General features: G+C 43.7%; 21 protein-coding genes. 16 read left to right on the top strand and 5 right to left on the bottom strand.

The window, feature by feature from the left end; translation table 11 throughout:
* Positions 1-13 precede the first annotated feature (13 nt).
* The 11 genes from treC to yidD all read left to right on the top strand — a co-directional run bounded on the left by treC (position 14) and on the right by yidD (position 7,947).
* Positions 14-1,639, top strand: a complete 1,626-nt coding sequence (treC, locus tag KZX55_RS08065) for an alpha,alpha-phosphotrehalase (protein ID WP_248026536.1) — start codon at positions 14-16, stop codon at positions 1,637-1,639.
* 141 nt (positions 1,640-1,780) lie between these two features.
* Positions 1,781-2,026, top strand: a complete 246-nt coding sequence (locus KZX55_RS08060) for a YneF family protein (protein WP_000364980.1) — start codon at positions 1,781-1,783, stop codon at positions 2,024-2,026.
* Positions 2,027-2,231: 205 nt separating this feature from the next.
* Positions 2,232-3,026 carry a glutamate racemase gene (racE, locus tag KZX55_RS08055; RefSeq protein ID WP_000370379.1) on the top strand — a complete coding sequence of 265 codons (795 nt, stop codon included), beginning with the start codon at positions 2,232-2,234 and terminating at the stop codon, positions 3,024-3,026.
* Positions 2,984-3,994: a nucleoside-triphosphate diphosphatase gene (locus tag KZX55_RS08050; RefSeq protein WP_432654201.1), complete on the top strand. Its 1,011-nt coding sequence runs from the start codon at positions 2,984-2,986 to the stop codon at positions 3,992-3,994. Before racE ends, KZX55_RS08050 begins: the two co-directional genes overlap by 43 nt.
* Positions 3,970-4,491 carry a metallophosphoesterase gene (locus KZX55_RS08045; protein WP_001118944.1) on the top strand — a complete coding sequence of 174 codons (522 nt, stop codon included), beginning with the start codon at positions 3,970-3,972 and terminating at the stop codon, positions 4,489-4,491. Before KZX55_RS08050 ends, KZX55_RS08045 begins: the two co-directional genes overlap by 25 nt.
* A complete protein-coding gene (cbpB, locus tag KZX55_RS08040) occupies positions 4,488-4,949 on the top strand; it encodes a cyclic-di-AMP-binding protein CbpB (RefSeq protein ID WP_000560692.1) in 462 nt (153 codons plus the stop codon). Before KZX55_RS08045 ends, cbpB begins: the two co-directional genes overlap by 4 nt.
* Complete coding sequence (xerD, locus tag KZX55_RS08035) at positions 4,946-5,680, top strand: site-specific tyrosine recombinase XerD (RefSeq protein WP_282437550.1); 735 nt, start codon at positions 4,946-4,948, stop codon at positions 5,678-5,680. Before cbpB ends, xerD begins: the two co-directional genes overlap by 4 nt.
* Positions 5,680-6,408 carry a segregation/condensation protein A gene (locus KZX55_RS08030; RefSeq protein WP_248026527.1) on the top strand — a complete coding sequence of 243 codons (729 nt, stop codon included), beginning with the start codon at positions 5,680-5,682 and terminating at the stop codon, positions 6,406-6,408. Before xerD ends, KZX55_RS08030 begins: the two co-directional genes overlap by 1 nt.
* 18 nt (positions 6,409-6,426) lie before the next feature.
* Positions 6,427-6,996, top strand: a complete 570-nt coding sequence (gene scpB / locus KZX55_RS08025) for an SMC-Scp complex subunit ScpB (RefSeq protein ID WP_000105289.1) — start codon at positions 6,427-6,429, stop codon at positions 6,994-6,996.
* A complete protein-coding gene (locus tag KZX55_RS08020) occupies positions 6,983-7,705 on the top strand; it encodes a pseudouridine synthase (protein WP_001222228.1) in 723 nt (240 codons plus the stop codon). Before scpB ends, KZX55_RS08020 begins: the two co-directional genes overlap by 14 nt.
* Positions 7,705-7,947, top strand: a complete 243-nt coding sequence (gene yidD / locus KZX55_RS08015) for a membrane protein insertion efficiency factor YidD (RefSeq protein WP_000821627.1) — start codon at positions 7,705-7,707, stop codon at positions 7,945-7,947. Before KZX55_RS08020 ends, yidD begins: the two co-directional genes overlap by 1 nt.
* Positions 7,948-7,978: 31 nt before the next feature.
* Here yidD and KZX55_RS08010 read toward each other — a convergent pair whose 3' ends face one another.
* The 4 genes from KZX55_RS08010 to KZX55_RS07995 all read right to left on the bottom strand — a co-directional run bounded on the left by KZX55_RS08010 (position 7,979) and on the right by KZX55_RS07995 (position 11,702).
* Positions 7,979-8,950 carry a siderophore ABC transporter substrate-binding protein gene (locus KZX55_RS08010; RefSeq protein ID WP_000858285.1) on the bottom strand — a complete coding sequence of 324 codons (972 nt, stop codon included), beginning with the start codon at positions 8,948-8,950 and terminating at the stop codon, positions 7,979-7,981.
* A 97-nt stretch (positions 8,951-9,047) separates the two neighbouring features.
* Positions 9,048-9,800, bottom strand: a complete 753-nt coding sequence (locus KZX55_RS08005; RefSeq protein WP_000764286.1) for an iron ABC transporter ATP-binding protein — start codon at positions 9,798-9,800, stop codon at positions 9,048-9,050.
* Positions 9,797-10,753 (bottom strand): iron chelate uptake ABC transporter family permease subunit, encoded by a 957-nt coding sequence (locus KZX55_RS08000; RefSeq protein ID WP_248026525.1) that lies wholly within the window; start codon positions 10,751-10,753, stop codon positions 9,797-9,799. The genes KZX55_RS08005 and KZX55_RS08000 overlap by 4 nt, the downstream gene beginning before the upstream one ends.
* Positions 10,743-11,702, bottom strand: coding sequence for an ABC transporter permease (locus KZX55_RS07995; RefSeq protein ID WP_248026523.1), 960 nt, complete (start codon positions 11,700-11,702; stop codon positions 10,743-10,745). Before KZX55_RS07995 ends, KZX55_RS08000 begins: the two co-directional genes overlap by 11 nt.
* A 236-nt stretch (positions 11,703-11,938) precedes the next feature.
* Between KZX55_RS07995 and pepA the strand changes: the two genes are divergently transcribed.
* The gene (pepA, locus tag KZX55_RS07990) at positions 11,939-13,003 is read left to right on the top strand and encodes a glutamyl aminopeptidase (RefSeq protein WP_125425170.1); all 1,065 of its coding nucleotides are present in this window, start codon (positions 11,939-11,941) and stop codon (positions 13,001-13,003) included.
* A 20-nt stretch (positions 13,004-13,023) separates the two neighbouring features.
* Complete coding sequence (locus tag KZX55_RS07985; protein ID WP_248026521.1) at positions 13,024-13,320, top strand: bacteriocin immunity protein; 297 nt, start codon at positions 13,024-13,026, stop codon at positions 13,318-13,320.
* 97 nt (positions 13,321-13,417) lie between these two features.
* Here KZX55_RS07985 and KZX55_RS07980 read toward each other — a convergent pair whose 3' ends face one another.
* Positions 13,418-15,049, bottom strand: a complete 1,632-nt coding sequence (locus KZX55_RS07980; RefSeq protein ID WP_247952295.1) for a Na/Pi cotransporter family protein — start codon at positions 15,047-15,049, stop codon at positions 13,418-13,420.
* Positions 15,050-15,381: 332 nt separating this feature from the next.
* Here KZX55_RS07980 and KZX55_RS07975 point away from each other — a divergent pair, with 332 nt between their 5' ends.
* From KZX55_RS07975 to KZX55_RS07965, 3 genes are all read left to right on the top strand, one after another.
* Positions 15,382-20,373 (top strand): endo-beta-N-acetylglucosaminidase, encoded by a 4,992-nt coding sequence (locus KZX55_RS07975; protein WP_248026514.1) that lies wholly within the window; start codon positions 15,382-15,384, stop codon positions 20,371-20,373.
* 283 nt (positions 20,374-20,656) lie between these two features.
* Complete coding sequence (locus KZX55_RS07970) at positions 20,657-21,856, top strand: phosphoglycerate kinase (protein WP_084853032.1); 1,200 nt, start codon at positions 20,657-20,659, stop codon at positions 21,854-21,856.
* 165 nt (positions 21,857-22,021) lie between these two features.
* Positions 22,022-22,460 (top strand): putative cross-wall-targeting lipoprotein signal domain-containing proteiin (locus KZX55_RS07965; RefSeq protein ID WP_348982757.1); only part of this gene is annotated, 439 nt, incomplete at its 3' end.

Genomic DNA, 22,460 nt, shown 5'->3' with positions numbered 1-22,460 from the left:
AAAGGAGAAACAGATGGCACTTGATAAAGGAAAAGTAGTCTATCAAATCTATCCAAAATCATACAAAGACACCACTGGAAATGGTATTGGGGATTTCCGTGGAATTATCGAAAAAATCCCCTATCTAGCTAAACTGGGTGTAGATATGGTCTGGCTCAATCCATTTTATCCAAGCCCCCAACGGGATAATGGTTACGATATTTCAGATTATATGGCAGTGGATCCTCTTTTTGGTGATATGGCTGATTTTGAGGAGATGGTGCGTGTCGGTAAGGAGCACAAGATTGACTTTATGCTGGATATGGTGCTCAATCATTGTTCGACAGAGCATGAATGGTTTCAGAAAGCCTTATCTGGCGACCAGTACTACCAAGACTTTTTCTTCATCCAAGATCAACCGACCGACTGGCTGTCTAAGTTTGGTGGTTCTGCCTGGGCGCCTTTCGGGGATACGGGGAAATACTATCTCCACCTTTTTGATGAAACCCAGACTGACCTTAATTGGCGCAATCCCAATGTCCGCAAAGAGCTTTTCAAGGTCGTTAATTTCTGGCGTGACAAGGGGGTCAAAGGTTTCCGATTTGATGTGATTAATTTGATTGGTAAGGATGAGGTCTTAGTGGATTGTCCAGAAAATGAAGGAAAGCCAGCTTACACGGATAAACCAATTGTCCATGACTATCTTCGCATGATGAATGAAGCGACCTTTGGTTCTGACGACGGTTTTATGACAGTTGGGGAAATGTCCTCGACCACCATGGAAAACTGTGTCCTCTATTCGTCACCTGAACGTCAGGAATTATCCATGACCTTTAATTTCCATCATCTCAAGGTGGACTACAAGGATGGGCAGAAGTGGACCTTGGCGCCCTTTGACTTTGAAGAGTTGAAAAGTCTTTATCATAGCTGGGGCAAGGAAATGAGTGACAAAAACGGCTGGAGCGCCCTCTTTTGGAACAATCACGACCAACCACGGGCATTGAATCGTTTTGTCGATATTCAACATTTCCGCAATGAAGGGGCGACTATGCTGGCTGCCAGCATTCACCTGTCACGTGGGACACCTTATATCTACATGGGCGAGGAAATTGGAATGGTTGACCCAAACTATGATTCCATGGCTGATTATGTGGATGTCGAGTCCATCAATGCTTATCAGATGCTCTTAAAAGAAGGGAAAAGTGAGCAAGAAGCCTTCCAGATTATTCAGGCCAAGTCACGAGATAATTCACGCATTCCCATGCAGTGGGATGCTTCGGAAAATGCTGGTTTCTCAAAAGGGACTCCATGGCTGAAAGCAGGAAAATCCTACCCTCACATCAACGTAGAAAATGAAATCAAAGGCCCAATTTTCGCCTTCTACCAAAACTTGATTCGCCTTCGTAAGGAAATGCCGATCATTTCAGAAGGAAGCTACAAACCAGCTTTTGAAGACAGTCAGCAAGTCTACGCTTTTGAACGTCAGTATGAGGATGAAAAGTTACTGGTCCTCAATAACTTTTATGCTACAGAAGTGGAAATTGAGCTACCAGCACCTTATCAAAATGGACAGATTCTGATTTCAAACTATGAAGATGTAGAAGTATCAGAAAAAATTCTGCTCAAACCGTATCAAACACTGGCTATCTATGTACATTAAACACAGCAAGGAGCTCTCTTTCTCAGAAAAGCAGGGTTCTTTTTACTGTCTATCCCATCCCTGAAAGCGTAAAACAAACTAGTCAGGAAAGTCACTTTATGGTATAATATAGAAGACTCAAAAAGAAACAGGAGAAAAAGAATGGACTTACTTTTAGCAATTATCTTGATTGTGCTAGCTTTTCTAGGAGGAGCTCTTGGAGGGATGTACTTGGTTCGTAAGCAAATCGAAAAAGAATTTGCGGACAACCCACGTTTGAACGCTGAGGCAGTTCGTGCTCTTTTGAGCGCAAATGGTCAAAAGCCAAGCGAAGCCAAGGTACAACAAGTTTACCACCAAATCATCCGCCAACAAAAAGCAGCTCTTGCTAACAATAAAAAGAAATAAATAGGAAAAGTCTGGGATGAAAGTTCCAGACTTCTCACTATGTTCAATAGTTCTCAAGGATAAGACTTTTTCCTTGCATTCTATTGATATTTGATTATGATTAAAAGAGAGGCAGTTGCCATTCTATCAAGCTGTCTATCCGTTTATTTAGGACGAGTAATCATGATGAACTATCAATCAGAAAAAAGACTAGAAAGAAGACTGTATGGATAATCGACCAATTGGTTTTTTGGATTCGGGTGTCGGGGGCTTGACCGTTGTTCGCGAGCTTATGCGCCAGCTTCCCCATGAAGAAATCGTCTATATTGGAGATTCGGCGCGGGCACCCTATGGTCCCCGTCCTGCTGAGCAAATCCGTGAATATACTTGGCAGTTGGTCAACTTTCTTTTGACCAAGGATGTCAAGATGATTGTCATTGCTTGCAACACTGCGACTGCAGTCGTCTGGGAAGAAATCAAGGCTCAACTAGACATTCCTGTCCTAGGTGTGATTTTGCCAGGAGCTTCGGCAGCCATCAAGTCCAGTCAAGGCGGGAAAATCGGAGTAATTGGAACACCCATGACGGTCCAATCAGACATCTATCGTCAAAAAATCCATGATCTGGATCCGGATTTACAGGTGGAGAGTTTGGCCTGTCCTAAGTTTGCTCCTTTGGTGGAGTCTGGTGCCCTGTCAACCAGTGTAACCAAGAAAGTGGTCTATGAAACCCTGCGCCCCTTGGTTGGAAAGGTGGATAGTCTGATTTTGGGTTGTACCCATTACCCACTCCTTCGTCCCATCATCCAAAATGTCATGGGACCAAAGGTTCAGCTCATCGATAGTGGGGCAGAGTGTGTACGGGATATCTCGGTTTTGCTGAACTATTTTGAAATCAATCGTAGCCGAGATGCGGGACCTCTTCAACATCGTTTTTACACAACAGCCAATAGCCAAAGTTTTGCTCAGATTGGAGCAGAATGGCTGGAAAAAGAGATTCATGTGGAGCATGTAACTTTATGACAAACAAAATTTATGAATACAAGGATGACCAGGACTGGTATGTCGGTGTCTGGGATGTCTATGGAGGCATCTATAGCCTTATCAAAAATCCTCTCGAGCTTGATTTTATAGATTTAGCGCGGATTTTTCGTGACGAGGAAAATGGCTTTCCGATTACGATAACGGTGATGCGCTGGTCTTCTAACTTTCGTCTGCTCTCCTTTATCGTTGAGATTTTAAATGCAGAAGCAGACCGTAATCTAGAAGTCATCCAACGTCAGGGGGCTCTGCTCTTGGTTGAAAATGGGCAACTCCTGCATGTAGAATTGCCTAAAGAAGGAGTCGATGTAGAAGCCTTCTTTGAAACTAGCAAGGTTAGAGAAACTCTGCTCATTGCGACTCGTAACGAAGGCAAGACCAAGGAATTCCGAGATATCTTTGACAAGTTAGGCTATGATGTGGAAAATCTCAATGACTATCCAGATCTGCCTGAAGTAGCTGAAACAGGTATGACCTTTGAAGAAAATGCTCGCCTCAAGGCAGAAACGATTTCCCAATTAACAGGCAAGATGGTGCTAGCAGATGATTCAGGTCTCAAAGTCGATGTCCTTGGTGGCTTGCCAGGTGTTTGGTCAGCCCGTTTTGCAGGAGTGGGAGCGACTGATCGTGAAAACAACGCCAAACTCTTGCACGAATTGGCCATGGTCTTTGAACTCAAGGACCGCTCAGCTCAATTCCATACAACCCTAGTCGTAGCTAGTCCAAACAAGGAAAGCTTGGTTGTTGAAGCTGACTGGCCAGGATACATTAACTTTGAACCCAAGGGTGAAAATGGCTTTGGTTATGATCCCCTCTTCCTTGTAGGAGAGACAGGCAAATCCTCAGCTGAATTAACCCTGGAAGAAAAAAATAGCCAATCCCACCGTGCCTTAGCCGTTAAGAAACTTTTGGAGGTATTTCCATCATGGCAAAGCAAACCATCATTGTAATGAGTGACTCTCATGGAGATAGCTTGATTGTGGAAGAAATTCGTGACCGCTATCTAGGTAAAGTTGATGCCATTTTTCACGATGGTGACTCTGAACTCCGTCCAGACTCTCCGCTTTGGGAGGGCATCCATGTCGTCAAAGGCAACATGGACTTTTATGCTGGTTATCCAGAACGGTTGGTGACTCAACTTGGTCCAACCAAGATCATCCAGACGCATGGACACTTGTTTGACATCAATTTCAACTTTCAAAAGTTGGACTACTGGGCTCAGGAAGAAGAAGCCGATATCTGTCTCTATGGTCACTTGCATGTGCCAAATGCTTGGATGGAAGGCAAAACACTCTTTTTAAATCCAGGCTCCATCAGCCAACCACGAGGAACCATCAGAGAATGCCTCTATGCCCGTGTGGAGATTGATGACAGCTATTTCAAAGTGGACTTTTTGACACGTGATCATGAGGTTTATCCAGGCTTGTCCAAGGAGTTTGCTCGATGATTGCCAAGGAATTTGAAGCATTTTTACTGGAGCAGGAAGAGACTTTTCTTACCCCTGCTGACAATCTAGCAGCCTTGATTGATACCCATAACGCTGACCATGCGATTTTGGTGTTGAGCCAAATCACCTATACCCGTATCCCTGTTGTGACCTTTGACAAACGCTTTGTCGGAACCATTGGTCTGAGAGATATTTTGGCTTATCAAATGGAGCAAGGTTTGACGGATGAGCAGATGGCAACGACAGACATCGTCAATATGACTAAGACAGATGTGGCAGTCGTCGCTCCAGACTATAACATCACTGAAGTCCTCCATAAACTGGTGGATGAACCCTTCTTGCCAGTCGTAGATGATGAAGGAATTTTCCAAGGAATCATCACGCGCAAATCTATCCTCAAGGCCGTCAATGCTCTCTTACATGACTTTAGTAAGGAATATGAGATTCGATGCAAATGAGAGATAGGATTTCAGTCTTTTTAGAGGAAAAACAGGGCTTGTCTGCCAATTCAAAGCAGTCCTATAAGTATGATTTGGAGCAATTTTTAGACATGGTAGGTGAGCGGATCTCTGAAACTAGTCTCAAGATTTACCAAGCCCAGCTAGCCAATCTAAAAATCAGCGCCCAGAAGAGAAAACTTTCGGCCTGTAACCAATTTCTCTACTTTCTCTATCGAAAAGGAGAAGTGGACAGCTTTTACCGTCTGGAATTAGCCAAACAAGCTGAAAAGAAGACTGAAAAACCAGAGATTCTAAATTTAGACTCTTTTTGGCAGGAAAGTAATTATCCAGAAGGACGCTTGCTGGCGCTTCTTATCTTGGAAATAGGGCTCTTGCCAAGTGAGATTTTAGCCCTTAAGGTTGCAGATATCAATCTGGATTTTCAGGTGTTGCGAATTAACAAGGCTTCCCAACAGAGGATTGTCACCATACCCACGATCTTGATTCCAGAGCTAGAACCCTTGATGGGGCAGACCTATCTCTTTGAAAGGGGAGGGAAAGCCTATTCTCGTCAGTGGGCCTTTCGTCAGCTGGAGTCCTTTGTCAAGGAGAAAGGTTTCCCAACCTTATCCGCTCAAGCCTTGCGGGAACAGTTCATTCTAAGACAGATAGAAAACAAGGTCGATTTGTACGAAATTGCAAAAAAATTAGGATTAAAAACAGTCCTGACCTTAGAAAAATATAGATAATGGATATTAAATTAAAAGATTTTGAAGGGCCACTGGACTTACTCTTGCACTTGGTTTCTAAGTACCAGATGGATATCTACGATGTGCCCATTACAGAAGTTATCGAACAGTATCTAGCTTATGTCTCAACTCTGCAGGCCATGCGTCTGGAAGTAACGGGCGAGTATATGGTTATGGCCAGTCAGCTCATGCTGATCAAAAGCCGCAAGCTCTTGCCAAAGGTAGCAGAAGTGACAGACTTGGAGGATGACCTGGAGCAGGACCTTCTCTCCCAAATCGAAGAATACCGCAAGTTCAAACTCCTGGGTGAGCACTTGGAGGCTAAGCACCAAGATCGGGCTCAGTACTATTCCAAAGCGCCGACAGAGTTGATTTACGAAGATGCAGAGCTTGTACATGACAAGACGACCATTGACCTCTTTTTGGCTTTTTCAAATATCCTAGCCAAGAAAAAAGAGGAGTTCGCTCAGAACCACACGACCATCCTGCGCGATGAGTATAAGATTGAGGACATGATGGTCATCGTAAAAGAGTCCTTGGCTGGACGAGACCAGTTGCGCTTGCAGGATTTGTTCAAGGAAGCCCAGAATGTCCAAGAGGTCATTACCCTCTTTTTGGCAACCCTAGAGTTAATCAAAACCCAGGAGCTAGTCCTCGTGCAAGAGGAGAGTTTCGGAGATATCTATCTCATGGAAAAGAAGGAAGAAAGTCAAGTGTCCCAGAGATAGACTTGATAGAGAGGAAAGATGAGTACTTTAGCAGAAATAGAAGCGCTCTTGTTTGTAGCAGGTGAAGATGGGATTCGAGTCCGTCAGTTGGCTGAACTCCTATCGCTTCCGCCTACAGGCATCCAGCAGAGTTTAGAAAAATTAGCCCAAAAGTATGAAAAAGACCAGGAGTCGAGTTTGTCCCTGATTGAGACAGGGGGAGCATATAGATTGGTGACCAAGCCTCAATTTGCAGCGATTTTGAAGGAATACTCCAAGGCCCCTATCAACCAGAGTTTGTCCCGGGCTGCTCTTGAAACCTTGTCCATCATTGCCTACAAGCAACCGATTACCCGAATTGAGATTGATGCTATTCGTGGGGTCAATTCTAGTGGAGCTCTAGCTAAGCTACAAGCTTTTGAATTGATAAGAGAAGATGGAAAAAAAGAAGTTTTGGGCCGCCCCAACCTCTATGTGACTACGGATTATTTCCTAGATTACATGGGGATTAACCATTTGGAAGAACTGCCAGTGATTGATGAGCTTGAGATTCAAGCCCAAGAAAGCCAATTATTTGGTGAAAGGATAGAAGAAGATGAGAATCAATAAGTATATTGCCCACGCAGGTGTGGCCAGTAGGAGAAAAGCAGAAGAGTTGATCAAGCAAGGTTTGGTGACAGTTAACGGTCAAGTGGTGCGTGAACTCGCAACGACCATCAAGTCTGGTGACAAGGTCGAAGTGGAAGGTCAACCTATCTACAACGAAGAAAAGGTTTACTATCTGCTTAACAAACCACGTGGAGTGATTTCCAGTGTGACAGATGACAAGGGCCGCAAGACTGTTGTGGACCTCTTGCCCAATGTCAAGGAGCGCATTTATCCTGTGGGACGTTTGGACTGGGATACATCAGGTGTCTTGATTTTGACCAATGATGGGGACTTTACGGATGAGATGATTCATCCCCGTAATGAGATTGACAAGGTCTATGTCGCGCGTGTTAAAGGTGTGGCCAATAAGGATAATCTCCGCCCCTTGACTCGTGGTCTTGAGATTGATGGCAAGAAAACCAAGCCAGCTGTTTATGAAATTCTCAAAGTGGATCCAGTCAAAAATCGCTCAGTAGTGCAGTTGACTATCCATGAGGGGCGTAATCATCAGGTTAAAAAGATGTTTGAAGCCGTCGGTCTTCAAGTGGATAAGTTGTCTCGGACACGTTTTGGACATCTGGACTTGACTGGTCTTCGTCCAGGAGAATCCCGTCGCCTTAATAAAAAAGAAATCAGTCAACTACACACCATGGCTGTAACCAAGAAATAATGAAACGAATCTTAATAGCGCCAGTACGCTTTTACCAACGTTTTATCTCACCAGCCTTTCCACCCTCTTGTCGCTTTGAGCCGACTTGTTCCAATTACATGATTCAGGCTATTGAAAAACATGGATTCAAGGGTGTTCTGATGGGCTTGGCTCGGATTTTACGTTGTCATCCATGGTCGAAAACAGGCAAGGATCCCGTCCCAGACCACTTTTCCCTCAGACGAAATCAAGAAAAAAAGTAACCCAACATCATTTGATGTTGGGTTTTCTTGTTTATTTCAAAGCTTTTTGTGCGTCTTCAATCATGAGTTTAGTTGATTCAAGCCCGCCACCACTTAGATACCAGAGGTCTGGTGTTAGTTGGATAATTTTACCATTTTTAGCGGCAGGAGTTTCAGCGATGAGGGCATTTTCTAGGACGCCGTCGTTGCTAGAGTTGTCCCCACCAATGGCAAGGGTACGGTTGATGACAAAGAGGATGTCAGGATTGATTTCTTTGACACTTTCAAAGCTGACTTCTTGTCCGTGGCGAGAGTCTTCAAATTGAGTATCAGTTGGTTTGAATTTCAAGGTTTGGTACAAGAAAGAGAAACGAGATTGGGCACCAAAGGCAGCCATTTTTCCTTCATTGAGGAGGATAGCAAGGGCTTTTTTGTCAGAACTTTCGTTTTTAGTAGCGACTTCTTGGATGCTCTTGTCTAGGTTAGCCAATTCTTGCTTGGCTTTCTGTGTACCAGTTTCACCGAAGGCACTTGCTAGAGATTCGATGTTGGCCTTGGTAGAAGTCCAGTAGTCGTCCTTGCTTGCTTGGAAGAGCACGGTTGGGGCGATTTCTTTGAACTTGTCTACGAATTTTTGGGTACGTGGAGAAGCGATAATCAAATCCGGTTCAAGAGCAGCAATGGCTTCTAGGTCTGGCTCAACCATAGAACCAACATTTTTGACATTTCCTGCGAGATCTTTTAGGTAAGTCGGAACAGTTTTTGTAGGCATTCCGACGATATTCTTTTCAAATCCTAAAGCGCGAATAGTATCCGCAGCACCGAGATCAAAGGTTACAATCTTTTCAGGAACTTTTGAAAGTTTGACCTCGTCTAGTGAACTTTTAATGGTTATCTCTGTTGGAGCAGAGCTACTTGACTCCGTCTGGCTAGTGCTTGAGTTTGTATTTGTACTACATGCACCAAGTAAGAGCAAGAAGCTGGCCACTAGGGCAGTGAGATAAAGTTTAAGGGATGTTTTCATGATTTCTCCTTTTTAAAATGTGATAACGATGTAGGGGGCTCTTAGATAGGCTTGTTAGCTAAGAGACAGAGGGATCTCTAACATGAGTTCAGAATAGCTAGCTATAGATACAGATCTTTTTGCCATTGATATCAGCCAGCGTGATGGGAATCTCATAGAGTTGACTGAGCAGGTCAGCCTGCATGATTTGAGCAGTCGTTCCCTTGCAAAAGACTTGACCGTCCTTGAAGGCAACAATTTCATCCGCATACTGGCTGGCCATGTTGATATCGTGGAGGACGATGATAATGGTCTTCCCTAGTTCCTCCACCAGTCGCCGAAGGATCTGCATCATGCTGACACTTTGCTTGATATCGAGGTTGTTGAGCGGTTCGTCTAGCAAGATAAAGTCTGTATCCTGGGCCAGTACCATAGCGATAAAAACACGTTGCAACTGTCCACCAGACAGACTATCGATGTAGCGTTCTTTTAAGTTGGTCAGTTCCAGATAGTCCAGAGTTTCACGGATTTTTCCCCAGTCTTCTGCTCTCAGTCGACCACGGCTGTAGGGAAAACGTCCAAAACTGACCAGTTCTTCAACGGTCAATTTGGCTTGGTAATTGATCTTCTGCTTTAGGATAGTGAGTTCTTTGGCTAGTTCTTGCGAATTCCAACTCTCAATTTCACGCCCTTTGATGCTGAGAATTCCCTGATCTTTCTTGGTCAGTCTGCTCATGATGGAAAGAAGAGTCGATTTCCCGGCGCCGTTTGGACCAATAAAGGCTGTCAGTTTCTGAGGACTGACTTCAAGGGAAATGTCTTGCAAAATATCCTGTTTTTGAATGGATTTGTCAATGTTTTCCAGTTTCACCGACGCGCCCTCCTGTAAAGTAAGATAAAGAATAAGAGACCACCCACACTCTCGATGATCATGCTGATGCGAATTTCCAGTGCAAAGACTCGTTCGATGAGGGCTTGCCCCAAGGTCAAACTAATAAATCCAATCAGAATGGTTACGATAAAGAGCAACTTGTGCCGATAATCTTTGACAATCAGGTAAGTGAGATTGGCCAGCATAAAGCCGAAGAAGGCCATAGGCCCTACCAAGGCAGTGGCTGTTGAGGTCAAGAGCACGATGCCCCAGAGGAGTTCTCTCTGTTCTTTTTCAACATCGAGTCCAAGTATCTGAGCCGTTTCTCTTTGCAGGTGCAATACATCCAGAACGACTGCTTTTCGAAAGAAAAAGATTGTCAAGGCGAGGATGATCAGAGAACCGATGGCTAGGATGGAAGTGTTGAGATGCTGAAAGGAGGCAAAGAGACTGTTCTGCAGTTTATCGTATTCATTTGGATCCATCAGAACTTGTAGGAAGGTACTGATATTTCGAAAGAGACTTCCCAGGGCTAGGCAGATTAGCAGAATGAAAACCAAATTTTGCTTCATCAGCGTCTTCAAGTAACCTTGTAAGGCGAGAAAGAAGAGGGATTGAAGCAGAAGCAAGATTAGAAATTCTAAGATAGGAGACTTTCCAAGCTGTAGAAATTTGCTTTCAAATATTAGTAGTAGAGTCTGTAGCAAGACATAGAAGGATTCGATTCCCAAAATACTTGGGGTCAGAAAGCGATTTTCCGTCAGGGTTTGAAAACTAATGGTCGAAATCCCTGTCGCGATGGCTACCAAGAGATAAACGATGATTTTTTGGGAACGCAGCTTCCAGGCAAAGGCAGACAGGTTAGTGATAGGCCAAAAGTAGAGGAGACAAGCTCCGATGGCCAGAATAATGAGAAGGCAGAAGAGCTTGGTATGTTTGCTTTTAAACTGCATCTTTTTGTCCCCCTCTCCAGAGAAGTAGGATAAAGACGAGGCTACCGATGATTCCTAGTAGGAGACTGACAGACAGCTCATAGGGCCGAATCAAGACTCGAGAGAGGATGTCGCAGGCCAGAACTAGATTGGCTCCAACCAGAGCGACCATGAGTTTGGTTTGGCTCAGATTATCTCCATAGAGCTTGCGGACCAGATTGGGAACGATGACCCCGAGAAATGGCAAGGCACCTACGGTAATCATGGTGACACTTGTCGTTAGTGCCACTAGAAAGAGGGCCAGTTTTTCAAGTAGGGAGTAGGAAATCCCCAAACTCTCGCTGGTTTCCTTGCCTAGATTCATGATGGTAAAGGTTTGGGATAATTTCCAAACGGCTATCAGGATAATGAGGCCTAAGAAGAGCCACTCATACTGATGGGTCTGAATCATGGAGAAGGAGCCCTGGGTCCAAGCCGTCATACTCTGAACCAGATTGAAACGATAGGCGATAACTTCTGTGATAGAACCGATAATCCCACTATAGATGATCCCGATCAAGGGCAACATCCACCTTTCCTTTATAGAAAAAATAGTCATAAAAGCAAGGAAGAAGAGGGTAAATAAGATGGATGAGACAAAAGCAAAGAGCATCTTTTGGGTCAGACTCGCAGACGGAAAGACAAAGAGGCTCAACACCATTCCCAGTTTGGCGGCTTCTGTCGTTCCGACTGTACTCGGAGCAGCAAATTGATTTTGAGTAATGGTCTGCATGAGGAGTCCTGCCATGCTCATACTGGAGGCTGCAAGCAGAATACTGATGGTTCTTGGAAGACGCGACTCTTGAAAGAGAAGCCAAGTCTGTTGGTCAAAAGCAAAGAATTTTTCCCAAGAAAAATCACTGGTTCCAATGGTAATGGAGAGAAAGACTAGGAGTAGAAGTAAGCCTGTTAAAATATGAGAGAGTTTCATACCCCGTCCTTTCGTGTAGATTTGGTATCGAAAGATACCTGCGGATATAAATGTAACACGATTTCTTTAATCTGTCAATAAATTTTCTGACAATTTAATGTAAAAAGAAAGAAAAATTCCTGAAATAACATCTGACCCTCTCTTTTATTGGAAAACTGGGTAAAAACCAATCTACCTTCCCACTATCCTTCTCCTATAAAAAGTGGTAAAATGGAGGACAGAAAGAAGGAACTGATATGACAACATTATTTTCAAAAATCAAAGAAGTAACAGAGCTTGCTGCGATCTCAGGTCATGAAGCGCCTGTCCGTGCTTATCTTCGTGAAAAGTTGACACCGCACGTGGATGAAGTGGTGACAGATGGCTTAGGTGGTATTTTCGGTATCAAGCATTCAGAAGCTGCCGATGCACCACGCGTCTTGGTCGCATCTCACATGGACGAAGTTGGTTTTATGGTCAGCGAGATTAAGCCAGACGGAACCTTCCGTGTGGTTGAAATCGGTGGCTGGAATCCTATGGTGGTCAGCAGCCAACGCTTCAAACTCTTTACTCGTGACGGTCGTGAAATTCCAGTGATCTCAGGTTCTGTCCCTCCACATTTGACTCGTGGAAAAGGTGGGCCAACCATGCCAGCCATTGCCGATATCGTTTTTGATGGTGGGTTTGCGGACAAGGCTGAGGCAGAAAGTTTTGGCATCCGTCCTGGTGACACCATTGTCCCAGATAGTTCTGCTATCTTGACAGCCAATGAAAAAAATATCATCTCAAAAGCTTGGGATAACCGCTATGGTGTCCTCATGGTAAGTGAGTTAGCAGAAGCCTTGTCAGGTCAAAAACTCGGAAATGAACTCTATCTTGGTGCCAATGTCCAAGAAGAAGTTGGACTTCGTGGCGCTCATACCTCTACAACTAAGTTTGATCCAGAAGTTTTCCTAGCCGTTGACTGTTCACCTGCTGGTGATGTTTATGGTGGCCAAGGTAAGATTGGGGACGGAACCTTGATTCGCTTCTACGATCCAGGTCACTTGCTTCTCCCAGGTATGAAGGATTTCCTTTTGACAACGGCTGAAGAAGCTGGCATCAAGTACCAATACTATTGTGGAAAAGGTGGAACAGACGCTGGAGCAGCTCATCTGAAAAATGGTGGTGTCCCATCTACAACTATCGGTGTCTGCGCTCGTTATATCCATTCTCACCAAACTCTCTACGCGATGGATGACTTCTTAGAAGCCCAAGCTTTCTTGCAAGCCTTGGTGAAAAAATTGGACCGTTCAACGGTTGATTTGATTAAACATTATTAAACATAAGGGAGGTGGTCGGGATGGTAGAACCAAACCTAGAAAGTCTTATAAAAGATCTTTATAACCATGCCCGTCAGGGTTTGAGTGAAGATTTAGTTGCTGCTCTCCTAGAGACTGCTAAAAAACTACCTACTACAAATGAGCAATTACTAGCAGTCCGACTCTCAGGACTGGTCACCCGTGAATTGCTCATCAATCCCAAACACCCAGCACCTGAGTTGATCAACTTGGCGCGTTTTATCAAAAGAGAAGAAGCCAAGTACAGGGGCACTGCAGTTTCTGCTGTCATGTTTGGTGAACTCTTTAAAATGCTTTGATTCCATTGTGAATCAAAGCATTTTTCTATATGGTAGAAAAGAAATTCTTGATGAGGAGACGAAAAAAGCCATCCCATTCAGGATAGCTTTTAGGTACTTAGATTTGTTCAGCGATGACCTTTTCAGCTAGGTTCATAGCATGGTCAGATACACGAGTGTAATGGGAAATAATGTCGATAAAGTTGACCCCGGCTTGTGTTGAACATTCACCCTTGTTAAGGCGTTTGATATGGGTCTTTCTGAGAATGCGTTCCATATTGTTGATTTCTTTATGGCGTTCAATCAGACTTTGAGCTTTTTCAATATCATTGTTTTCCACACTATCAAGGGCATCCTTGATAAAGTCAGTAGTTTTTTGATAGATATCCGCCAATTCCTGCAAAGCAGCACCAGAGAATTGAACATTCTTACGTTGGAGGTAGTCGGTTAGGTTGAGCAAGCCTTCTGCGTGGTCCCCAATCCGTTCCAAATCACGAGATGAATCCAGAATGTTGGTCAACACTTCGCTTTCCTTTTGGCTCAAGGATTCGCTTGAGAGTCTGATGAGGTAACGAGTGAGTTTTTCATCGATGGTATTGATGGCTTCCTCTGTCTTGTGCCCTTTTTCAGCTACCTTTTCATCCAAACCGATGATATAGCTATAAGAAAGGTCAAAAGCTTTGGCTGCATAGTTCCCCAAGTGCAAGAGTTCTTTTTTGGCATTTCCTAGGGCAATAGAAGGAGATTGCTGGATAAGTTGTTCGTCGAGATAAAGAGGCTCGTACTTAACAACTTCGTCTTCGCCAGGGATAATCTTGGTTACAAAGTAGGCCAAGGCTCCGATGAATGGAAATTGTACAATGGTATTGCTTACGTTAAAGGCACCGTGAGAGAAGGCGATGGTCATCTCAGGTGAGAGATGAAGTAAAGCTTGGAAATACTCAATCATAGCAGTGAAGGGGCCTAATAGGATTAAGCAAAGAATAGTTCCTAAAACGTTAAAGGTAACGTGAGTTGCCGCAACACGTTTCGCAGAGATATTGGCTCCAGCTGCAGCGATGATGACTGTTAAGGTCGTCCCGATATTATCCCCGAAGAGAACTGGTAGCGAACCTTTAAGGTCAAGGAAGCCGCCTGCATAGAGACCTTGTAGAATCCCGATAGTTGCAGAAGAGGCCTGAATGAGGACAGTAATCACCGCACCAGCAAAAACTCCCAACACAGGATTTTGTCCTAAGGTTACCATATATTCCTTGAATTGTGGTAAATCTTTAAGCGGACTCATACCGGCACTGATGAGGTTAAGGGCGTAGAAGATTCCCCCGACACCAAACAGGATGCGCCCGATATTGTTTGCTGTTCTGTTTTTTGTAAAGAAGAGGAACATAGTCCCAAGGAAAATCAAGGGTAAAGCATACTCACCAAGCTTGAAACCGATGATAAAGGAAGTAACGGTGGTTCCAATATTGGCTCCCATGATAATTCCGATAGCCTGTCTAAGAGTGAGAAGACTAGCACTGACCAGCCCAACCGTGATAACTGTAACCCCTGTACTTGACTGAATGAGGGCAGTCACGACAATCCCGACTAGAACACCTAAAAAGGGATTGCTAGTGTACTTGTCAATGTAAAAACGAAGGCGATCTCCAGCAGCTTGTTGCAAACCGTCTCCCATGGTCTTAATACTGTACAAAAACAGTCCTAGACCTCCTAAAAAGTGAAATAAAATTTCCTGCCAATTAATGGACATTTCTTTTTCCTCCGAAAAATAATAACGGAATTTCTCCTATTCTATTTTAAAGGATAAAAGTAAATCTCACAAGTGTTTAGCTGAAATTTTCATAAGAAACAAGAACTTTCTTTTAAAATGAGAGATAGATTTCCTTTGAGATAGATGATTTATAGGATTGTGTCCAAATTTTACTGATTATTATCCTAGTTATAGTTTTTATGTTAAATAGATTGACATCGCTTTCATATAGGATAAAATGAAGATGATCCTGTTCTGGTGGTGTGCACTGAGAACAGTTACTTTTTATCAAAAAGTAAAGCGCTTACTTTATATTTTATTAGGAGGATAAGATGAAAGATCTATTTTTTGAAAAACGTTGCCGTTACAGTATTCGTAAGCTGTCAATCGGGGCTTGTTCCTTGATGATTGGTTCAGCTCTATTTGCAAGCCCAGCTCTTGCGGAACAGGTCGCTGTCCCTGAGACAGCTGCAAACACGAGCGCTCAAGCTACAAGCACTAATGAGACAACTAATCCGGATACTGCAGCTATCGAAAAACAATTATCGGAAACAGAGAATAAAGTAGCTGAGCAACCAATTTCAGAAAATACTCCAGCAATAACGGATCTGGTTAATGAAAAAGAAGAAGCAAAGCCAGCTTCGACAGATAAAACTGAAAAACCTGCTCAACCAACTGAAAAAGAAGAAGTCAAACCAGCGGAAGCTCCTCAAGTGGCTGAGAAGAAAGCCGACAAACCGACTCTAGCAGACGTTCCTAAAAATGAAGAAAAGAGTCTCCGACCAAAAGAAATCAAATTTGATACCTGGGAGGATTTGTTGAAATGGGAACCGGGTGCGCGTGAGGATGATCCTATTAACCGTTCCTCAGTTAAACTCGCCAAGCGCCACAGAGGGCAGTTGGTGAATGAAAAAGCAAGCAGAAGAGCCAAGGTCCAGGCGCTGGCAAATACCAACTCAAAGGCCAAAGACCACGCTTCTGTCGGTGGTGAGGAATTCAAGGCCTATGCTTTTGACTACTGGCAATACTTGGATTCAATGGTCTTCTGGGAAGGTCTAGTTCCAACTCCAGATGTCATTGATGCCGGTCACCGCAACGGAGTTCCCGTTTATGGAACACTCTTTTTCAACTGGTCAAATAGCATTGCTGACCAAGAGAAATTTGCAGCTGCCTTGAAACAAGATGCAGATGGCACCTTTCCTATCGCACGAAAACTTGTCGATCTTGCTAAGTATTACGGATTTGATGGCTATTTCATCAATCAGGAAACAACGGGTGAATTGGTAGAACCTCTTGGTGAAAAAATGCGCCAATTCATGCTCTATACAAAAGAATACGCAGCCAAAGTCAACCACCCAATCAAGTATGCTTGGTACGATGCCATGACCTACAAATACGGTCGTTACCACGAAGATGGTCTAGGTGATTACAACTACCAGTTCATGCAAAAAGAAGGAGACAAGGTACCTGCAGATCAATTTTTTGCCAATTTCAACTGGAACAAGGAAAAGAATGACCACTCCGTAGAGATGGCCAAATGGCTAGAACGTAGCCAGTATGATGTCTTTGCAGGCTTGGAATTGCAACAAGGTGGCTCTTATAAGACCAAAGTCAAATGGGATGCCCTCTTAGATGAAAAAGGCAAGTTGCGTTTGTCACTTGGACTTTTTGCACCAGATACGATTACCAGTCTAGGAAAAACAGGTGAAGACTACCACAAGAACGAAGACATCTTCTTTACAGGTTACCAAGGAGATCCAACGGCTCAAAAACCAGCAGATAAAGAGTGGTATGGAATTGCCAATTTAGTTGCTGACCGCACACCAGCAGTTGGCCGAACCTTCACGACCTCCTTTAATACAGGTCATGGTAGAAAATGGTTTGTAGACGGTAAAGTTTCTAAGGATTCTGAGTGGAACTACCGTTCTGTTTCTGGTGTCTTGCCAACATGGCGCTGGTGGCAGACTTCAACGGGGGAAAAACTTCGTGCAGAATATGACTTTACAGATGCCTATAATGGAGGTAACTCTCTTAAATTCTCAGGGGATGTAGCTGGTAAGACGGACCAGGATGTGAATTTGTATTCTACCAAACTAGAAGTAACTGAGAAAACCAAACTTCGTGTTGCCCACAAGGGAGGAAAAGGCTCTAAAGTTTATATGGCCTTCTCTACGACTCCAGACTACAAATTTGAGGATGCAGCCGCATGGAAAGAGCTAACACTTTCTGATAACTGGAAGAATGAAGAATTTGACCTTAGCTCACTAGCAGGTAAAACCATCTATGCAGTCAAACTCTTCTTCGAACATGAAGGGGCTGTAAAAGATTATCAGTTCAACCTAGGACAATTAACAATTTCGGACAATCACCAAGCACCACAAGCGCCGACGGGGCTATCTGTGGTGAAACAATCTCTTAAAAATGCCCAAGAAGCTGAAGCAGTGGTCCAGTTTGCGGGTAACCAAGATGCAGATTTCTATGAAGTCTACGAAAAAGATGGGGATAACTGGCGTTTATTGACAGGTTCATCTGCTTCCACTATCTACTTGCCAAAAGTTAGCCGCTCTGCTAATGCGACTGGTAGGACTCAGGAACTGAAAGTCGTTGCAGTTGGTAAAAATGGCCTTCGTTCCGAAGCTGCGACGGCATCCTTTAACTGGGGGATGACAGTTCAGGATACGACTCTTCCAAGACCTTTAGCTGAAAATATCGTTCCAGGTGCAAAGGTCATAGGTAGCACTTTCCCAAATACTGAAGGTGGAGAAGGCATTGAAGGTATGTTGAACGGTACCATTACTAGCTTGTCAGATAAGTGGTCTTCAGCTCAGTTGAGCGGTAGTGTGGATATTCGCTTGACCAAGCCACGTACCGTTGTTAGATGGGTCATGGATCATGCGGGAGCTGGTGGAGAATCCGTAAACGACGGTTTGATGAACACCAAAGACTTTGATCTTTACTACAAGGATACAGACGGTGAGTGGAAACTAGCTAAGGAAGTCCGTGGCAACAAAGCACACGTGACAGATATCACTCTTGACAAACCAATTACTGCCCAAGACTGGCGCCTAAAAGTTATCACTTCAGATAATGGGACGCCTTGGAAAGCCATTCGTATCTACAACTGGAAGATGTACGAAACCTTGGATACAGAAAGCCAAAATATTCCAATGGCTAAGGTAGCCGCTCGTTCACTTGGAAACCATCAGGTTCAACTCGGCTTCTCTGATGTTCCAGCGGGTGCAACTATCACCGTTTACGACAAGGCAGATTCACAAACGCCAATTGCAACTTTGAAGTCTGAAAATGGTGGCGACCTAGCAACAGCACCATTGGCCTTTGACAAGCAACCAAATCTACTCTATTATCGTACCCAACTACCTGGCAAAGAAATCAGTAACACCTTGGCAGTAGCGATTCCGCAGGATGAAAGAAAAATTGCTGCAGTTAGCCTTGAAAAAGGGCCTAAGAAGACAGTTTACAAAGAGGGAGAAAAACTTGACCTCAGAGGCGGAACCCTCCGTGTTCAGTACGAAGGGGGACAAGCTGATGAGCTGATTAACCTTACTCACTCAGGTGTGACAGTATCTGGCTACGACGCTCATCAAAAAGGGGAACAAAAGCTCACAGTTAGCTATCTTGGACTTCCAGTTACTGGTGACTTAAAGGTACAAGTGACAGGTCAAGATGAAGGAAAACCGAAAGAAGTAGCAGGTTTGTACATTACTCAGAAACCGAAAACAGACTATCTAGTAGGAGAGCAACTGGATCTTGCAGAAGGTCGCTTCGGCGTTCTCTATGATGATGAGACAGAAGAAAGTCATGCCTTCACAGATCAAGGTGTTGAAATTACGGGCTACGATGCTCAAAAGACTGGTCGTCAGACCTTGACCTTGCATTACAAGGGGCACACCGCTGAGTTTGATGTCTTGGTTTCTCCAAAAGCAGCTGTCAACGATGAGTACCTCAAACAAGAAATCACTGCTGCCCAAGGTCGTCAGTCAACCCTTGCCTACACCTTCTCAAGTGAGGACAAACAAGCAGCACTAGTAGAGAAGCTCACTGCAGCGAAAGCTGTAGCAGAAAACCACAATGCTAGCCAAGAAGAAGTCAACCGGGCTTTGAATGAGTTGAAACAAGCAGGGACGGACTTGGATGGAAATCAACGTTACCAAACTGCTAGAGAAGAATTGGAAGGTTTGCTCGAATCCGTCCGTGAAAAAGATCCTAAAGCTGAGTTAATTGCCCAAGCAGAAACTTTATTAGCTTCAGAGATGCCAACTCCACAAACGTTTGCGGAGATGAAAGAAAAGCTGAATAAAAAACTAGCCCATGTGGAAGAAAGCCATCATGTTGGAAGTATGGATCCAAATGAAGTGGCCCCAACGGTTGAAGCTCTCCCTGAACTAGTTGTTGAAACTGAAACAACAGCCTTTGAACGTCAGGAGCGACCAAACGCCGAGCTTCTCAAAGGACAACGCCGTGTTGTGCAAGCTGGAGTTGAAGGTCAAGTTCGCCACTTTGTAGAAGTAGATACCCAAGGCAAACGCACTCTACGTTCGACTGAGGTTCTCAAGGAAGCTATCCCAGAAATCACCGAAGTTGGTACAAAAGTTCTATTGAGCAGCCAACCAGCTGAAGGTGTGAAAGATTTAGTGCTAGAAACTCCGAAACTGGAAATTGAAGAGGGAACAGTTTCCTTCGAACGTCAAGAACGACTAAACGCCGAGCTTCTTAAAGGACAACGCCGTGTTGTGCAAGCTGGAGTTGAAGGTCAAGTTCGTCGCTTTGTAGAAGTCGATGGTCAGGGCAAACGCACTCTACGTTCGACTGAGGTTCTCAAGGAAGCTATCCCAGAAATCACCGAAGTTGGTACAAAAGTTCTATCGAGCAGCCAACCAGCTGAAGGTGTGAAAGATTTAGTGCTAGAAACTCCGAAACTGGAAATTGAAGAGGGGACAATTTCCTTCGAACGTCAAGAACGACTAAACGCCGAGCTTCTCAAAGGACAACGCCGTGTTGTGCAAGCAGGCGTGGAAGGTCAAGTTCGTCACTTTGTAGAAGTTGATGCTCAGGGCAAACGCACCCTTCATTCGACTGAGGTTCTCAAGGAATCTATCCCAGAAATTGTTGAAGTTGGAACGAAAGAAGAGCAGGTTTCACAAACAAGGGATCAAACGCTTTCAGCAGCGCCAGCAAAAGTTGAAGAAGCACGCAAAGAGCTTCCAAATACGGGAGCGACAAGAGATGCTAGTCTAGTAGCTCTGGGACTCCTCGGAGTAATGAGTGGCTACGGCTTGCTTGCTAGGAAGAAGAGAGAAGATTAATCGAATTTACGAATCTTGAATTTTCTCATAAAAACTAAAAAACAAGGTTTGACAGCAAATCAGTCAGACCTTGTTTTGACTAGTAGAAATCAGTGAAAGAATGATTAAATGAGCTAGTCTTTCTTTCAATAATCAGTTATTTAACAAGGTTTTTCTAGATTTTATTTTAAAAAATGCTAGTTTCAATTATAAGAAAGAACAAGAAAAGTTTAGGGTTTTTCTATCTCTTTTGCTGATTTTGTGATATAATTAACACGTATAAAAAAAGAAGGAGTCATATCTAATGGCAAAATTGACTGTTAAAGACGTTGACTTGAAAGGGAAAAAAGTTCTCGTTCGTGTTGACTTCAACGTACCTGTTAAAGATGGCGTGATTACTAATGACAACCGTATCACTGCAGCTCTTCCAACTATCAAGTACATCCTTGAACAAGGTGGACGTGCAATCCTCTTCTCTCACCTTGGACGTGTAAAAGAAGAAGCAGACAAAGAAGGTAAATCACTTGCTCCTGTAGCTGCTGACTTGGCTGCTAAATTGGGACAAGAAGTTAAATTTATCCCAGGTGTTACACGTGGTGCTGAATTGGAAGCAGCAATCAACGCTCTTGAAGATGGACAAGTTCTCTTGGTTGAAAACACTCGTTTCGAAGATGTTGACGGCAAGAAAGAATCTAAAAATGATCCTGAACTTGGTAAATATTGGGCATCTCTTGGAGATGGCATCTTCGTAAACGATGCATTCGGTACAGCTCACCGTGCACACGCATCTAACGTTGGTATCTCAGCAAACGTTGAAAAAGCTGTTGCTGGTTTCCTTCTTGAAAACGAAATTGCTTACATCAAAGAAGCAGTTGAAGCTCCAGAACGCCCATTCGTAGCCATCCTTGGTGGTTCAAAAGTATCAGACAAGATCGGTGTTATCGAAAACTTGCTTGAAAAAGCTGATAAAGTCCTTATCGGTGGTGGGATGACTTACACATTCTACAAAGCTCAAGGTATCGAAATCGGTAACTCACTTGTAGAAGAAGACAAATTGGATGTCGCAAAATCTCTTCTTGAAAAAGCAAACGGCAAATTGATCTTGCCAGTTGACTCAAAAGAAGCAAACGCATTTGCTGACTACACTGAAGTGAAAGACACTGAAGGTGAAGCAGTTGATCCTGGATTCCTTGGTTTGGATATCGGTCCAAAATCTATCGCTAAATTCGATCAAGAATTGACTGGTGCGAAGACAGTTGTATGGAACGGACCAATGGGTGTATTTGAAAACCCTGACTTCCAAGCTGGTACAATCGGTGTCATGGACGCTATCGTGAAACAACCAGGTGTGAAATCAATCATCGGTGGTGGTGACTCAGCTGCCGCAGCCATCAACCTTGGTCGTGCAGACAAGTTCTCATGGATCTCTACTGGTGGTGGAGCATCAATGGAACTCCTCGAGGGTAAAGTTCTTCCAGGATTGGCAGCCTTGACTGAAAAATAAATAGTTTAACTAAAAGAAGATGGTTTAACCATCTTCTTTTTAATTTCATTTATAAATATGTTAGATTTATCGATAAATGAAGGGGGAGAGTAAATGTTTGCATCCCGCATCATAAAATGCTACTATGGATGGTAGATGGTTAATTTAGATAAGAAAGGGATTAGAATGAAAAATAAAAAAGAAGTCTATGGATTTCGTAAAAGCAAAGTTGCGAAAACTTTGTGTGGTGCTGTTTTAGGAACTGCTTTGATTGCTTTTGCAGACAAAGCAGTATTTGCTGATGAAGTCACAGAGACGAAGAGCACAAGTACAGTTGAGGTAGCTACTACAGGAAACCCAGCCACAAATCTACCTGAAGCTCAGGGTGAAATGAGCCAAGTTGCCAAAGAAAGCCAAGCTAAGGCTGGTTCTAAAGACTCAGCTTTGCCAGTAGAAGTATCATCAGCTGATTTGGATAAAACAGTTGCTGATGCAAAATCTGCAGGAGTTAAGGTAGTTCAAGATGAAACAAAAGACAAAGGAACAGCTACAACTGCTACAGAAAATGCGCAAAAGCAAGCTGAAATCAAGAGTGATTACGCTAAACAAGCAAAAGAAATAAAGA

Source organism: Streptococcus halitosis (assembly GCF_023147855.1).
GTDB lineage: Bacteria > Bacillota > Bacilli > Lactobacillales > Streptococcaceae > Streptococcus > Streptococcus halitosis_B.
Note: the sequence above shows the minus strand (reverse complement) of the source record. Positions and strands in the feature narration are given on the sequence as shown.

Excerpts from the sequence above, each read along its gene's own strand:
- treC (WP_248026536.1), top strand. The coding sequence starts at position 14 with ATGGCACTTGATAAAGGAAAAGTAGTCTATCAAATCTATCCAAAATCA.
- KZX55_RS08060 (WP_000364980.1), top strand. The coding sequence starts at position 1,781 with ATGGACTTACTTTTAGCAATTATCTTGATTGTGCTAGCTTTTCTAGGA.
- racE (WP_000370379.1), top strand. The coding sequence starts at position 2,232 with ATGGATAATCGACCAATTGGTTTTTTGGATTCGGGTGTCGGGGGCTTG.
- KZX55_RS08050 (WP_432654201.1), top strand. The coding sequence starts at position 2,984 with ATGGCTGGAAAAAGAGATTCATGTGGAGCATGTAACTTTATGACAAAC.
- KZX55_RS08045 (WP_001118944.1), top strand. The coding sequence starts at position 3,970 with ATGGCAAAGCAAACCATCATTGTAATGAGTGACTCTCATGGAGATAGC.
- cbpB (WP_000560692.1), top strand. The coding sequence starts at position 4,488 with ATGATTGCCAAGGAATTTGAAGCATTTTTACTGGAGCAGGAAGAGACT.
- xerD (WP_282437550.1), top strand. The coding sequence starts at position 4,946 with ATGAGAGATAGGATTTCAGTCTTTTTAGAGGAAAAACAGGGCTTGTCT.
- KZX55_RS08030 (WP_248026527.1), top strand. The coding sequence starts at position 5,680 with ATGGATATTAAATTAAAAGATTTTGAAGGGCCACTGGACTTACTCTTG.
- scpB (WP_000105289.1), top strand. The coding sequence starts at position 6,427 with ATGAGTACTTTAGCAGAAATAGAAGCGCTCTTGTTTGTAGCAGGTGAA.
- KZX55_RS08020 (WP_001222228.1), top strand. The coding sequence starts at position 6,983 with ATGAGAATCAATAAGTATATTGCCCACGCAGGTGTGGCCAGTAGGAGA.
- yidD (WP_000821627.1), top strand. The coding sequence starts at position 7,705 with ATGAAACGAATCTTAATAGCGCCAGTACGCTTTTACCAACGTTTTATC.
- KZX55_RS08010 (WP_000858285.1), bottom strand. The coding sequence starts at position 8,950 with ATGAAAACATCCCTTAAACTTTATCTCACTGCCCTAGTGGCCAGCTTC.
- KZX55_RS08000 (WP_248026525.1), bottom strand. The coding sequence starts at position 10,753 with ATGCAGTTTAAAAGCAAACATACCAAGCTCTTCTGCCTTCTCATTATT.
- KZX55_RS07995 (WP_248026523.1), bottom strand. The coding sequence starts at position 11,702 with ATGAAACTCTCTCATATTTTAACAGGCTTACTTCTACTCCTAGTCTTT.
- pepA (WP_125425170.1), top strand. The coding sequence starts at position 11,939 with ATGACAACATTATTTTCAAAAATCAAAGAAGTAACAGAGCTTGCTGCG.
- KZX55_RS07985 (WP_248026521.1), top strand. The coding sequence starts at position 13,024 with ATGGTAGAACCAAACCTAGAAAGTCTTATAAAAGATCTTTATAACCAT.
- KZX55_RS07980 (WP_247952295.1), bottom strand. The coding sequence starts at position 15,049 with ATGTCCATTAATTGGCAGGAAATTTTATTTCACTTTTTAGGAGGTCTA.
- KZX55_RS07975 (WP_248026514.1), top strand. The coding sequence starts at position 15,382 with ATGAAAGATCTATTTTTTGAAAAACGTTGCCGTTACAGTATTCGTAAG.
- KZX55_RS07970 (WP_084853032.1), top strand. The coding sequence starts at position 20,657 with ATGGCAAAATTGACTGTTAAAGACGTTGACTTGAAAGGGAAAAAAGTT.